Raw genomic sequence first — 12,365 nt, forward strand, 5'->3', positions numbered from 1 at the left:
AGATTCTGGATTGCTTCGCTGCGCTCGCAATGACGGAGTGTGCAGGAGCCGCGCCCGCCTCTCTCGTGTCCCGGACGCGACGCAGCGCGTAGCGGTGCGGCGCAGAGCCGGGACCCAGCAGATGACACAACACGCTGACGCATGGGCCCCCGGCTCTGCAGCGCATCACTTCGTGCTGCGCAGCGTCCGGGGCACGAGAGCGTCGTTGAGTGAATGACATGGGCTCGCATCCTCGCGGCGCATTTCGCCCGAGCTTTGCCTGATCGCCTCACCCTCAAATGAAAGAGGGCGCAGGGAAGACCGGGAGCCCGCTGGCACCCGAGGTCCACTGTGCGGAGTTGTGGTGAGAAGTCTGCACAGCGGCATACAGGTGTAGCCAAGACATCCCGGCCTTCCCTGCGCAGAGGAATTTTTTATCTGATACCGCTTCTTACCGCTTGCTACGGCTTGCGTTAACCCTTTGATATCTTGTGAATAATCCGTCCCGGCTGTATGTCACTGTGACAGCACTTTACAGACACCTTCGCGACACTTCGCGAGACAACGGGGACACGGTCAATGGCACGCAAAGTCAGTTTCAGCGCTCTGGAGAGCCGCAGCGCAAGGCTGCGATTGAAAATCCGTCGCGCGCCCTATCCGGGGCCGACGCTCGCGCGCGGCATCTCGCTGATGTACCGCCGCAACAAGACCAACGGCACGTGGGTGCTGAAGGCCAGCGACGGGCACGGCGCATATTGGACCAAGGGCTTCGCTCTGGCCGACGACTTCGAGGATGCCGACACCAAGAATGTGCTGACGTTCTATCAGGCGCAGGATCAGGCGAAGAAGCTGGCGCGCGGTGAGGACGGCAGCACCGACGCCGCACCGATCACGCTGGATGGCGCGCTGACCGCTTACAAGACCGATCTGGAAGCGCGCAGCGCCAACCCGTACAACGCCGAGCATCCGCGCCTGCACCTCACGCCCGTGCTCCTGTCGAAGCCGGTGGCATTGCTGGCGGCCACCGAGTTGAAGAAATGGCGCGACGGGCTGCTGGGCACGATGGCACCGGCAACGATCAATCGGCTTTGCCGCTGTGTGTGCGCCGCGCTGACGCTGGCGGCGCAGCATGATAAGCGCATCAAGAACGGTGCCGAATGGGAAATCGGTCTCGCCGGTCTTCCAGATGCGCAGGAGGCGCGCAACGTGATCATCTCCGACGACAAGGTGCGCGAGTTTGTCGCCACCGCCTATGGGCTCGATGACAAGTTCGGTTTGCTCACCGAAACGCTGGCAGTGACCGGCGCGCGACCGAGCCAAGCCGTGCGGCTGCGCGTTGAGAATTTGCACGATCATCCGTCGCAGCCGAAGTTGATGATGCCGAAGAGCGCCAAGGGCGGCGGCAGAAACCGCAGCCAGAAAAAGATCGAGCGCTATTCGGTGCCGATCACCGTCCAGTTGGCGGGCAAGCTGAAAGAGGCGGCGAAAGGCCGTGCCGACGATGCGCCGTTGCTGCTGCAAGGCGACGGCAGCCCTTGGGATAAAAATCCGGGTCAGAATTATCATCGCCAAGTGGACAAGGTCGTGACGGCCATCGGGCTCGACCCTGCCGATGTGACGATGTACGCGCTGAGGCACAGCAGCATCGTGCGCCAGCTAAAGCTCAACGTGCCGATCAGGCTTGTGGCGAGCCTGCACAACACCAGCGTCGCGATGATCGAAAAGCACTATTCGAAATTCATCACCGAACACTCTGACGACATCTCGCGCGCGGCGCTGTTGCAGCATGAGCCGCCGCTGCGGCTGGTCGCCTGACCTACAGGCGTCAAGTCAAAGCATAAATGGGCCGCCCTCAATCGGGCGGCTTTTTTATTCGCACATCGCCCGATTGCGACATCGGACGTGGGTGGCATCGTCCGCTCGATGGTGCGATAGTTCCGACCGGGCCGGGGCGTTCGAGCGCCACCGGCCCGTCTGACCAACACCCAATGGATAGCAGCCATGGGCAAAGGCTACGTCGATCTTACACCAGAACAGCGCGCCGCCGCAGGGGAACGCGCGCGGTCGCTCAAGTCGCCACACCGGCAGACCGACGAGGAGCGCGAGCGGCTGCGGCTGATGAGTGAACGCCTTGGCATTACCCCGCAGCGGGTGCGGGAGATCGGCGAACGCCTTGGACTTCGAAAGGTGGTGACGGAACCGCCAGCGCCAGAGCCGCAAGCGCCGATGCCCCGGAAGACGCGCAAGCCGGGCGGTGGCAACAAGCCAAAGCTGACCGAGGAGGTCGAGCGTGGGAAACAGACCTACCGTCGCATGCTCGATGAGAACCCGAAGAAATGGCGCAACCAAGAGGCAGCGGCGAACGAGTTGATCAAGAAGCTGAAACTCGGCGACCGCGTTAGCTGGCAAACGGTCAAGCGCGTGATCGTTGCTCCGGTCCTGAAAGAGCGGGCCGCGCAGAACAAACAGTCGCCGCGCGCAGAATGACCAGCGCGCTTTATTCTGCGCGCGCAAAATAAGCGTGCCCTGCTTATTCTGCGCGACGTTATTTGATTTTGAGCGGAGTTTTCCTTCCCACGGCGCGCTGATCGCTCCACGGTCGCATCATCTTTGATGAAGCATCGTCAACTCGCGACAGTGGGAGAACAACATGGCTCGCGGAGAAGTCACCGGCAGCAAACCCGCAGCAAGCGCTGAACCCATCAAAACTCAGCCGAAGCCTGCTGCACCGCCGCTGCCGCGCATGGCGCTCAACATCCCCGAATTCTGCGAAGCGTTCCGCATCAGCGAGGACTTTTACTTCAAACTGAAGCGCCAGGGCGAAGGCCCGCGCGAGATGAAGGTCGGCAAGCGCACGTTGATCAGCGTGGAAGCCGCCAACGAGTGGCGCATCGAGCGCGAGCGGGCAACCGCAGCCGAGGTCGCATAGAAAAGCCGGGCGCTGAGGCACAGCGCACCGGCCATATGTGAGGCACTCGAACCGCCTTCATATGCGCCACCGCGCGACTTGCCGCAAGCTCCGGCTTCCCGATCCGAGGGAGGCCACACATGAAGAACCACACGCTGACCGGGGACCAGATCGCACACGCGCGGGCCGTTGGCATCACCGACGTTGCCATGCACGGCGCGTTGAAGATCGCGCCAGAAGGCGTCACGCTCTCCGACTTCTACGCCTATATGCCGATGCACGGCTACATCTACACGCCAACGCGGGAGATGTGGCCCGGCGCCAGCATCAACGCCCGTATTCCGCCGATCGAAGTCGGCCGCGACGAAAACGGCGAGCCCGTCAAAGTCAATGCCTCGCTGTGGCTCGATCAAAACCAGCCGGTTGAGCAGATGACGTGGGCGCCCGGCGAGCCGATGTTGATCGCGGATCGGCTGGTCTCACAGGGGGGGTGGATCAAGCGCAAAGGGGTGCGCTGCTTCAACCTGTACAAGCCGCCCGAACTCCAGCTTGGTGATCCCGGTAAGGCTGGTCGCTGGACCGATCACGTTCACAGCATTTACGGCGGGCAGGCTTGGCACATGATCCGGTGGCTGGCACACCGGGTGCAGCGGCCACAGGAGAAGATCAACCACGCGCTGGTGCTCGGCGGCATGCAGGGCATCGGCAAGGACAGCCTGCTGGAGCCGGTCAAGTATGCGGTTGGTCCATGGAATTTCAGCGAAGTCACGCCGCAGCATCTGCTCGGACGGTTCAACGGCTTCGTCAAATCGGTGATCCTGCGCGTCAGCGAAGCGCGTGATCTGGGCGAGGTGACTCGTTTCAGCTTCTACGACCGCATGAAGACTTATACGGCGGCCCCGCCGGACGTGCTTCGCGTCGATGAGAAGAACCTGCGCGAGCACAGCGTCTTCAACTGCTGCGGCGTCATCATCACCACCAACCACAAGGCGGACGGCATCTACCTGCCCGCCGACGACCGCCGCCATTTTGTCGGCTGGTCCGACGCGGTGAAGGAAGACTTCACGACGGACTACTGGAACGGACTGTGGGGCTGGTACGAGAACGGCGGCTTCGGCCATGTGGCGGCTTACCTTGCTGGTCTCGACCTTTCGGGCTTCGACGCCAAGGCCCCGCCGCCCAAGACCGCCGCCTTCTGGGACATCGTTGACGCCAATCGGTCGCCCGAGGACGCCGAGCTGGCCGACGTGCTCGACCTCATTGGCAACCCCGACGCGGTAACGCTCGTCCGCGTCCAGACTGCCGCGACCGGGGACTTTATAGCGTGGATACGGGACCGCAGGAACCGCCGACAAATCCCCTATCGGTTCGAGCAGTGCGGCTACGTGCCCGTCAGAAACCCCACCGCCAAGGATGGCCTCTGGGTGATCAACGGGGCTCGGCAAGCCGTCTACGCCAAGGCCTTGTTATCGCTTCGGGATCAGCTTGCGGAGGCGGAGAAGCTGGTCAACTCCAATCGGTGAAATCGGTGAAGTCAGTGATCTTCCAACTCTATTAAACAGACGACCTCCTCCGCACACCATTTGATGGAGATGCAAGATCACTGACTTCACCGATTTCACCCACTGCCAGGCACAGCGAGATGAGGGAGGGCTTGTCGATGGGCAAGAGGTCCAACTTTGAGCGTCGCGAGGCCGACTTCTATCCGACGCCACGGGCAGCGGTGTTGCCACTGGTCCAGCATTTGCGCGGCACCCGCACCTTCGCCGAGCCCTGCGCTGGCGATGGCGATCTGGTCCGGCATCTGGAATCGTTCGGCCTGCGCTGCGTCTATGCCGGTGACATCCGCAGCGGCCAGGACGCGCTTGCGGTCAATTCCTATGGGGCGGCCGACGCCATCATCACCAACCCGCCCTACACCCGCGTGGTGATGCATGCGCTGATCGCGCACTTCGAGCGCATCGCGCCAACGTGGCTGTTGCTGGAACACGACTGGGCGCAGACCATGCAGGCCGCGCCCTTCATGCGCGCGTGCTCGCACATCGTGGCGGTCGGCCGCCTGAAATGGATTCCTGGCTCGAAGTTTACCGGGAAAGACAACTACGCATGGTTCAGGTTCGATCCCCGACACACGAGCCGCCCTGTCTTCCACGGTCGCGACCAGGGCGAGATTCTTCCGGCACGGTGCAGGACGTGCGAGCAGTGCGGCAAGGCTTACACGCCGCAGCGCTCCAGCTCACGGTTCTGTTCGGGGGCGTGCAGAACGCGCGCATGCCGCCAGCGTCTTGGCGTTACATTTAACGTTACAGCATGATGCTCCGCCACACGCCACGCCCGCCACGCTAGCCGCCACCAGATGACGGCTTGCAACGCAACGATTCCGGGGAGACGACGAGGTATCACCATGAGCAACCGCCACCAGCGCCGGGCCGATCTGGCTCACTTCAAGCGCGAGGCACCAGCGCTGCTGACCTATCTGGTCGAACCCGACGATGCCGGGCTCGACGCAGCGCCACTATTGCAGGCGGCCGCCGCCAACTGGCTCGACAATCTCTCGCGACGGGCGCGCACCTGCATCGTTTGCTCCGAGTGGCTGCCGAACCGACAGCAAGTCGGCGCGCTGCTGCTGGCCGTACCGGCGACACTCAGGCCGACATCGGCCAGTGTGTGCCCGATTTGCCGGGCGTGCTGGGAGGCCGATCTGCCTGTCGAGGCGCTGGAGCGCGCCGCCGGGGCCGTGCTGCGGAAGGTCATCCCGCGCGGCGAGTTCGAGCCATTGGAGCCGCGCCGATGAAGCCGCTCCGGCATCCGCCGCCTGCCGGTCCCGGCCACCGCCTTCCGATGACACTGCTGCATTTGCGCGTGCGCGATCTATTCCTGCGGGCGGCTGCAGAAATCCACTGCGCTGGAATTTCAAATCATGCAGCGGCGGAATGGCTGCACAAGCGGCTCGCAAGATACCGGGAATGCGGATGGCAGCGGGATCGCATCGCGGAGACGGTGCCGCCAAGGCTCGCCGGGCGCGTTGAGGGACTGCTGTTTTGCGTTCTCAAATGCTCCGACAGATTGGTGAGCTCGCGGTTGGTGCGCGCGGTGCTGGCGCGGGACTAAGGCCGACTATTCGTTGCCAACGCGATGTGATCCGCTTCGATCATCGAGTTGATGGAGGCGCACATGACACTCGAACCCGGACCGGCAAACCCACAACCGTTTTCCGCTGGCATCCACACCCAGCCACCGTTCGACGCGATCGAGCTGCTGCCGCCCGCTGCCGCCGACAAGCTGCGGCTGCTGCGTCAGCGCAGCAACGATCGCCACGCGCTCATTCCGCCGTTCAGTGATGTTCAAGAGGCGAGCGCGGTGCGGGTCGCGGCTCAGCATGAGCTGAAGCGGCTCACCGCTCACCCATCCGAAAACGGCTACAACTTGCCGCCCGATAATCGCAGCGTTATCGCCGCGACCAAGGCTCTCGAAAAAGCGACCGCCGATTTCGAACGGCTGAAACAATTGCAGGAGGTGCGGTCGGCGGCGTGGCAACCCGCATCCGCCGCGCTTGCGAACGTCGAGGACTACCTGCGCCACAATGTGCCCGCCAATTGCCGTATCGAAGAGATCGGGACCGAGCCGCCGAAGCTCGCGAAGACCGAGCACAGTTTGCTCGATGCCATCGAGCGGCTGCGCAGGCGTGCTCGCGAGCTGAAGGCCGACCTGCACCGCATTCGGTCCGCACCGTTCCCATCGAGCTACGCCAGACAGCGGATGCGCGAGCAGATCGAGGCACTGGCGATGCAGGGTGCGCCATCGGCGTCATCGCTGATCGAACTTGACGGCGGAAAGATCGAATTCCAGGCGCGGCGCCTGACATCGGAGGTTCACGCGGCGGAGCGTGCTCTTGCTTTCGCCGAAGTGCCTGACGCGGTCGCATTGATCGCATGGCTGCACAAAGACGCACTGATCGCCGCGTTGGACCGCGAGATTGCCGCCGAAGCCGACGACAAGGCGGCGTTGGACCAGGAGCAGCGCGAGCAGATGGAGGCGACGATCATAGCCGATGCGCTGGCTATCGAGCGCAGTGAGGTCGCCCTGATCTGGCACGCCGAAGCGCAGGGCGAGGTCATAGACTTCCGGTCTGACACATCGGCACTAGCGCTGCTCGGCCTCAAGCTCGTGACGGCCCCGCCGTCAACCTCGCCGGTCCGGTTCGCGGGGGCGCGATGATGAACACCAGATGCGCGGTCACTTCGGGTTCGGTGACAGCTCGTTCAATTCTGCTGCGACCTCCATGTTTTCAGTGACTTAGATGGGAATCTAAGCCTTGGGAGGGGCGCGTCAGTGATTCGCCGTCTCCGGCATCCACTAATTGCGCCCCCGACGCGATCTTTTCAGTTGTAGGACACCCCGGTGCTGCTACTTATTCGTGCAATCAAAACGAAGCGATTCGGGGGCGTATCGCACAGCTATGACAGAAGGAACTACCAAGTCCGAGCTGTTGGGGGTTCGGGCGACGACGAAGGCAGAGCGAATCGCTGAGTTTAAGAAGCGGAAGCAACGCTTCGCCCAACGCAGAATCCACCCTGCGGATCGTGAGAAGTTTATTGCCGAAGGATGGGCCGCGACCGGTCGGCAATACAAAGACGGCCAGATCCAAGTCGAGAAGTCCAAACCGCACGACGAGGTTTTGGAGAACCGCGTCTGGTCGGTGTTGTATCACTTCGGCTATGACGAGCTAAACACCGGCCGCAAGTTTAAGATTCAAATTACGGATGCCAACAAAGGCGAGGAGGTATCTAAGCAAGTAGACGTCTTTGCAAAAGACGAAGACACGGTGGTGATTGCCGAATGCAAGTCCTCGGCAACCAAATCGTCGGGCAGTTTCCAAAAAGACATCATGGAATTCGCGGCTCTCAAAAAGTCGTACGTAAAAAGTGTGACTGCGGTATATGGCAAGGAATCTCGGCTGAAATTTATTTGGCTGATGATCACGCGCAATATCATCCTGAGCGCCAATGACCTGAAGCGGGCGGAGCACGAGAACATTCAGATCGTGGGAGACCGGGATCTACGATATTTCGAAGAGATTGCTCGAAACATCGGCAAAGCGGCGAAGTATCAGTTCCTAGCCGAGTTCTTAGAAGGCGCGAAAGTAAAGAACCTCGAAGATCATCAGGTGCCCGCGATTCGAGCAAAGATCGGTGGCCATCAGGCTTACTATTTTTTGGTGCCGCCCGAGCGACTTCTGCCAATAGCATTCGTCAATCACCGTAGTCTCCGTGACCCGTCCGGCAATCCTGCCTACCAGCGGCTGGTCAAGCGAGCGCGCCTCAACCAAATTGGACAATTTCTGGATGGCGGCGGCTTCTTCCCCAATTCAATCTTGGTGAATTTCAAGAAGCGGCCTCGCTTTGACATTAGGCAGAGCTACGAAGATCGCCAGATTGCGTTCGGCGATCTTCTTCTGCCCGACGCCTACAAAACGGCGTGGATTATTGATGGTCAGCACCGACTATATGGTTTTGCGGAAACCGGCAAAAAACGTCGATCAAACATCATTGCGGTGATCGCGTTCGAGAATATCTCGCGGGAAATAGAAGCGGACCTCTTTGCGACGATCAACGGCAAACAGGCGAAGGTCTCAAAAAACATCCTGGATGAGCTCGAGGGTGATCTAAAATTTGATTCCGAGGATTTCAAGTCGCGTATCGGCGCAATTGCTTCGCGATCATTGGCGTTGTTGGACGCCGAAAACGGCGGCCCGTTCAACGATAGGTTCAAGACCCCGGAGACCGAGGAAAGCGACGCGGTGTGTTTGACGATTTCCGAGCTGAAGAAGGCCGTTGTGCAATCGGGCCTCGTCGGAAAACCGGGAGCCACCAAGGATCGTTTGCCTCAACCTGGCTTTGCCACGCGGACAACGAGCGAAGAAACACTGCAGGCCCTTTCGGATTTGCTCTCAGCATACTTCGAGAAAATTCGTCACGCGAATCTGGAGCGCTGGGAGCTGGGACGGGCCGCTCACCTGTGCATCAACATCGGAATCGCTGGTCACATCAGGTTGCTTGCGGCCCTATGTGACCACCTCGCCGACGAAACGAAGCAAGATCCCGCGCAATTTGATCCTGGAGAACTGGTCGAGCAGCTGGGACCGTATTTAGAGCCAGTTTTGAAATTCATTGCGGAGGCGAGCGACTCTGATTTTGAGGCTCACTTTAAACCCGTGTTCGGCTCTGGCGGTCCGCCACGATACTTCTATGAGTTGGCTAGGCTAGTCAATCAAAGTTTTCCCAAGTTTGCGCCGACCGGCTTCGACGAGTATGTGAACACGAAATCGTCCGAGGAATCGCGCAAGGCCGATGAACAGGTCCGACGAATAATCGACAGGACCCACGTACATGTCATCGACGTCCTAAAGAAAACGTACGGCGACCGCTACTACACAGCCGGAATACCTCAAAAAGAAATTCGGATGAAAGGACTTGATCGGCAGCAAGACGCCGAGGTGGATGAGCAACTCGATCCGATTACATATCTAGATGTTGTCGATCTAAAGAAGATCATCGAACACAAGAACAATTGGCCCCAATTCGAGCCCACGATGAACATCAAGATGCCAGACGATCGCAAGGGGAACGCAAAGAACATATCATGGTTTGATACGCTAAATGACATACGAAAGATAATGGCGCATCCAGCGAACCGCGCCTACAAGGCGTCACACTATGAATTCTTGAATACCTTGGAGATCGAACTCGAGAAAAGGCTCAACGCTGGTGGTTGAGCTTGTTCCGTTTCTTAAGTGGGCCGGAGGAAAGCGGTGGATGACCGCTCGCCACAGCTGGCTGTTACCCGCTCGCTTTAACAACTACGTTGAGCCGTTCTTGGGCGGCGGTTCTGTGCTGTTTCATCTGAAGCCAAAAAGGGGCCTCATCTCGGATCTCAACGCGGATCTAATCTCAACCTACAAGGCGGTACGGGATGATTGGACGAGCATCGAACGTCTTCTTACAAAGTATCAGCGCCTCCACTCTTTCGATTACTACTATAAGATCCGCGACGCGCGGTTTGCAGATCAGATTGAGGAGGCAGCTCGGTTCATCTATTTGAACCGGACATGCTTCAACGGAATTTATCGCGTCAACCTTAAAGGTGTGTTCAATGTACCCAAAGGCAGTAAGGACGCGATCATTTTAGATGACGATGATTTTGAGGGGATCGCACAGTCTCTGAAGAAATGCCGCATCGTCGCGCAAGATTTTGAGAAAACGATTGCGGCTGCGAGCAGGGGCGACTTTGTATTCGTTGACCCTCCGTATACTGTCAAACACAACAACAATGGCTTCATCAAATACAATCAAAACCTATTTGCCTGGAGCGATCAGGTACGACTCCGAGATTGCGTCAAAGCCGCTGCGTCGAGAGGCGCGCTGGTTCTGGTGACGAACGCTAATCATTCGAGCGTTCGTGACCTATATAAGGGTATGGGGGTCGTTCATCAGCTCAACAGGGCGAGTATCATTTCAGCGTCAAGCGAGCACAGAAGAAAAAGCTCCGAATTGGCTATTACGATTGGGTATCATGCAGCTGAAAGTCGGCATATGACCCCGACCTCTGAGCTACGAATCTAAGCGAGGGAATCGTGTGGGACTCGGAGTGCTCACCTGTGATCATCGGACACGTGCTCTACTTGCTGGTCGCTACCATCAGCTATGGGCACTTCGACCAAATCCGCTGCGTGGCGTCGCTTGCCTCAGCCTGCCAGGACATCAAACAAGGTAGGTTCGATAAATTCCAGTAGATCACTAAGTATCTGAGCGGCGAAGGCTTAGTCTCCAGGCCGTGGCCGAGTGCCCGAGAAGGGTCAAAAGGCGGAATACCGGAGTCGCCTGCGCAAGTCCGCGTCACCCCTAAGAGCGGACTGGCCGCAGCCATTGGATTTAGGGTCCCCCCAACCAGGGGTATGCCTGGGGGAACCGCGCCACCGCACCACTTCGGTATATTTGCAGTTTCCGTTTTTCGGGTTTCGTATGCTGAATTTCGCTTTGGAGGTTCACGCGAGATGCGGCGCACTGATCTGAGCGAGGCGGTGATGCAAGCCTGGTCGCGGCTCGACGCCGCACAGCGCCTCCGGTTCTTCGAAGCGTTCGTTGCGGCGGCGGTGCGGCTCGACAAGCTGGAGCTGCGCGCTTGGCTCCGGCGTCGGCTCCGAGAGCCGCCGCTGGTCGCGATTGATCCGGCCCGCTTCACGATTTCGGATGCCGACATTGCGCTCATCCTGGGGACCGCGCGCGAAGCTGCCGCCGGGCCGGACGGGGCCGATGGCGGCTCGGACAACCGCCATAGCTTAGCCCCAGGGCAGTGAACTCACTCCCGCTTTCGAGGCATAGCGGACGATACCCGGATTTGCCGCTGGCTCAACCGGTCGCGAATGAGACCCAAAGCTGACCGGCGCGGCGTTCACAATGTGTGCTGGTATCACGGTTTGTTCTTATGTAACGGTTGGTACTGTCCGTATTTAACCCCAAGTGTCCTAAGCTGAATTCGGGAGTGTCCTAATTTGTTCGCGGTCTGCCACAACCTGTTCATGCACGTTTAGGATTAACCCGTTTTGGGTGTAGCAAATAAAGGTCGGGGTGTTCCACCAGATGAACACTCATTCTCGGGAACGGGTCGGCCAGGTGGTCGGTTATGATTGCATCACCGGCCGTGGCTCTGTCCGTAGGCGTCGGTGACTGAGAGACCGATAGCGCTCCCGCCAGCATAGCGTGGGAGCGTGTCTTGACCGAACAGCCCCATCTCGATATCGAGCAGCCGCATATCAATCCGTATTCAGTCCAAGCGCGTATTTGCCTTGGCATTGCAGCCTTCGGCGCCGCACTGTTTGTTGCAGCGCTCTTCATGGGTATGCGGTAAGGCCGCCTCAGTTGGCGGGCTCGTTCATTTTGAAAGCGCCGACTTCCGCTTATGGCCCTTCGCTTCATTTGGCTGCGATGCGGAATTTGATCGCTATGGAGGTATAGCGGACATTGAGAACGCCAGCGTCAGAGGCCGCAGGAAGGCCGTACAGCCCGCCGGGGGAGCGCAGGACTACAGGACACCGGGCAGGCCGCGCCAGCGCACAGGCGGCGACGGCGCATTGCCCCCCAATTTTGTACCGATCCGCAACGCAATCTGGAAAACCGCCGACCCAAATATCTTGAATGTGCGCCGTTGCGCGGTCCCCCCATCCGCCTATGCCCTTCAAAGGACCCCAGCCCCAGAAATCTCAGGAGATGCCTCTGGCGGCGAGCGGCGGCGGGCATCACGTCATCACCGCGATGCACTGCGATGCGATGTCAGCTTTTGAGGCAGAAGCAGACACGCGCTGATCAACCCGGCGTTTCGCCTTTTGACCCTCAACGGACATTCAGGCGGCATCGGACGACCTCAACGCTGGTTCAGGATTTTTGGGTCGCAAATCCCGGTGGCTCTCCGCGCGCGAACG

11 protein-coding genes are annotated in these 12,365 nt (G+C 59.7%); all 11 read left to right on the forward strand.

Annotated features, from left to right (window positions below; all coding sequences use genetic code 11):
* Positions 1-558: 558 nt before the first annotated feature.
* A complete protein-coding gene (locus tag ABIA90_RS20140) occupies positions 559-1,794 on the forward strand; it encodes a tyrosine-type recombinase/integrase (RefSeq protein ID WP_354117651.1) in 1,236 nt (411 codons plus the stop codon).
* Positions 1,795-1,980: 186 nt separating this feature from the next.
* On the forward strand, positions 1,981-2,466 hold the full coding sequence (locus tag ABIA90_RS20145; RefSeq protein WP_354117650.1) for a hypothetical protein: 486 nt from the start codon (positions 1,981-1,983) through the stop codon (positions 2,464-2,466).
* A 163-nt stretch (positions 2,467-2,629) separates the two neighbouring features.
* Complete coding sequence (locus tag ABIA90_RS20150; RefSeq protein ID WP_354117649.1) at positions 2,630-2,908, forward strand: hypothetical protein; 279 nt, start codon at positions 2,630-2,632, stop codon at positions 2,906-2,908.
* 119 nt (positions 2,909-3,027) lie between these two features.
* Entirely contained in the window at positions 3,028-4,410 is a 1,383-nt protein-coding gene (locus ABIA90_RS20155; RefSeq protein ID WP_354117648.1) for a primase-helicase family protein, read from the forward strand.
* Positions 4,411-4,547: 137 nt separating this feature from the next.
* Positions 4,548-5,201 (forward strand): hypothetical protein, encoded by a 654-nt coding sequence (locus ABIA90_RS20160; protein ID WP_354117647.1) that lies wholly within the window; start codon positions 4,548-4,550, stop codon positions 5,199-5,201.
* A 90-nt stretch (positions 5,202-5,291) separates the two neighbouring features.
* On the forward strand, positions 5,292-5,681 hold the full coding sequence (locus tag ABIA90_RS20165) for a hypothetical protein (protein ID WP_354117646.1): 390 nt from the start codon (positions 5,292-5,294) through the stop codon (positions 5,679-5,681).
* 380 nt (positions 5,682-6,061) lie between these two features.
* Entirely contained in the window at positions 6,062-7,105 is a 1,044-nt protein-coding gene (locus tag ABIA90_RS20170) for a hypothetical protein (protein WP_354117645.1), read from the forward strand.
* A gap of 241 nt (positions 7,106-7,346) precedes the next feature.
* Complete coding sequence (locus tag ABIA90_RS20175; protein ID WP_354117644.1) at positions 7,347-9,662, forward strand: DGQHR domain-containing protein; 2,316 nt, start codon at positions 7,347-7,349, stop codon at positions 9,660-9,662.
* A complete protein-coding gene (locus tag ABIA90_RS20180) occupies positions 9,655-10,509 on the forward strand; it encodes a DNA adenine methylase (RefSeq protein WP_354117643.1) in 855 nt (284 codons plus the stop codon). The genes ABIA90_RS20175 and ABIA90_RS20180 overlap by 8 nt, the downstream gene beginning before the upstream one ends.
* 431 nt (positions 10,510-10,940) lie before the next feature.
* On the forward strand, positions 10,941-11,243 hold the full coding sequence (locus tag ABIA90_RS20185; protein WP_354117642.1) for a hypothetical protein: 303 nt from the start codon (positions 10,941-10,943) through the stop codon (positions 11,241-11,243).
* Between the two features lie 416 nt (positions 11,244-11,659).
* Positions 11,660-11,794, forward strand: a complete 135-nt coding sequence (locus ABIA90_RS20190; RefSeq protein WP_283843029.1) for a hypothetical protein — start codon at positions 11,660-11,662, stop codon at positions 11,792-11,794.
* Positions 11,795-12,365: the final 571 nt, after the last annotated feature.

The organism is Bradyrhizobium sp. LA6.8, assembly GCF_040547935.1.
GTDB classification, from domain to species: Bacteria; Pseudomonadota; Alphaproteobacteria; order Rhizobiales; family Xanthobacteraceae; genus Bradyrhizobium; species Bradyrhizobium barranii.

Bases quoted from the DNA above. Each gene is read 5' to 3' on its own strand.
- ABIA90_RS20175 (WP_354117644.1), top strand. From the start codon at position 7,347: ATGACAGAAGGAACTACCAAGTCCGAGCTGTTGGGGGTTCGGGCGACG.
- ABIA90_RS20165 (WP_354117646.1), top strand. From the start codon at position 5,292: ATGAGCAACCGCCACCAGCGCCGGGCCGATCTGGCTCACTTCAAGCGC.
- ABIA90_RS20150 (WP_354117649.1), top strand. From the start codon at position 2,630: ATGGCTCGCGGAGAAGTCACCGGCAGCAAACCCGCAGCAAGCGCTGAA.
- ABIA90_RS20160 (WP_354117647.1), top strand. From the start codon at position 4,548: ATGGGCAAGAGGTCCAACTTTGAGCGTCGCGAGGCCGACTTCTATCCG.
- ABIA90_RS20140 (WP_354117651.1), top strand. From the start codon at position 559: ATGGCACGCAAAGTCAGTTTCAGCGCTCTGGAGAGCCGCAGCGCAAGG.
- ABIA90_RS20145 (WP_354117650.1), top strand. From the start codon at position 1,981: ATGGGCAAAGGCTACGTCGATCTTACACCAGAACAGCGCGCCGCCGCA.
- ABIA90_RS20155 (WP_354117648.1), top strand. From the start codon at position 3,028: ATGAAGAACCACACGCTGACCGGGGACCAGATCGCACACGCGCGGGCC.
- ABIA90_RS20170 (WP_354117645.1), top strand. From the start codon at position 6,062: ATGACACTCGAACCCGGACCGGCAAACCCACAACCGTTTTCCGCTGGC.
- ABIA90_RS20185 (WP_354117642.1), top strand. From the start codon at position 10,941: ATGCGGCGCACTGATCTGAGCGAGGCGGTGATGCAAGCCTGGTCGCGG.